This is a genomic window from Streptomyces pathocidini, from assembly GCF_001418495.1.
Classification (GTDB): domain Bacteria; phylum Actinomycetota; class Actinomycetes; order Streptomycetales; family Streptomycetaceae; genus Streptomyces; species Streptomyces pathocidini.
Genome location: NZ_LIQY01000644.1, coordinates 1 through 1,270, shown reverse-complemented (window position 1 = coordinate 1,270; position 1,270 = coordinate 1). Strand labels below are relative to the sequence as shown.

Annotated in this window: 2 protein-coding genes; both read left to right on the top strand. The window is 76.1% G+C overall.

From position 1 onward, the window contains the following. The coding region (locus tag AOK16_RS23980) for a ferrochelatase (RefSeq protein WP_205627771.1) at window positions 1–523 on the top strand (523 nt) is incomplete at its 5' end. Beyond that, window positions 520–1,270, top strand: a 751-nt coding sequence (locus AOK16_RS23975) for an inositol monophosphatase family protein (RefSeq protein ID WP_055474206.1), incomplete at its 3' end; no start/stop codon positions are given. The genes AOK16_RS23980 and AOK16_RS23975, both read left to right, overlap by 4 nt.

Genomic DNA, 1,270 nt, shown 5'->3' with positions numbered 1-1,270 from the left:
CGGCGGGGCGTACGTGGCCCAGCACCTGGACGTGGCGCGGCTGATCGCCGAGGCGGTGCGGGAGGCCACCGGGGTCGAGCACCCCTGGCGGCTGGTCTACCAGTCGCGCAGCGGCGCCCCCCACATCCCGTGGCTGGAACCGGACATCTGCGAGCACCTCGAGGAACTGCACGGCGCGGGGGCGCCGGCGGCCGTGATGGTTCCGATCGGGTTCGTCTCGGACCACATGGAGGTCAAGTACGACCTCGACACCGAAGCCACCGCCAAGGCGGGGGAGTTGGGGCTCCCGGTGGCCCGCGCGGCCACCGTCGGCGCCGATCCGCGCTTCGCAGCGGCTGTCCGGGACCTGGTCCTGGAGCGCGCGGCGACGGAGCGGGGGCGCGCGGTGGACCGGTGCGCGCTGGGCGCGCTCGGGCCGAGCCACGACCTGTGCCCGGTGGGCTGCTGCCCCGCCAGGGCGCCGCGCCCGGCCGCCGCGGGCGCCGACAGTCCGTACGACAACCGACCCCAGGGAGCATCGTGACCGACCGGCTGCAGGACGAACTCCTGGCCCTCGCGCTGGAGGCCGCCCGGCGGGCGGGCGCGCTGCTGCGCGACAACCGGCCCGCGGACCTCGGCGTGGCCGCGACCAAGACCAGCGCGATCGACGTGGTCACCGAGATGGACCTCGCCTCCGAGAAGCTGATCACCGGCTTCCTGGCCGAGGAGCGCCCCGACGACGGCTTCCTGGGGGAGGAGGGCGCCAGCAGCGAGGGCAGCAGCGGCGTCCGCTGGGTCATCGACCCGATCGACGGCACGGTCAACTACCTGTACGGGCTGCCTGCTTGGGCCGTCAGCATCGCCGCCGAGGTGGACGGCGAGGCGGTCGTGGGCGTGGTGGAGGTGCCCAGCCGGGGCGAGACGTTCCGCGCGGTGCGCGGCGGGGGTGCGTACCTCGGCGACCGGCGCCTGGCGGTGCGGCCCGCGCCGCCCCTGGAACAGGCCCTGATCGGCACCGGGTTCGGCTACCTCACCGAGCGCCGGGCCGCCCAGGCGGAGGTGCTCCGCACGCTGCTGCCGAGGGTGCGGGACATCCGACGGGGCGGGTCGGCGGCGATCGACCTGTGCGATGTGGCCTGCGGCCGGCTCGACGGCTACTACGAGCGGGGGCTCAACCCCTGGGACTACGCCGCCGGCGCCCTGATCGCCCGCGAGGCGGGCGCACAGACCGGCGGCCACGGCCCAGTCGGGTGCCATCGGAGCGCCCAGGCGGCCGCCGGTCTGTGCGCCC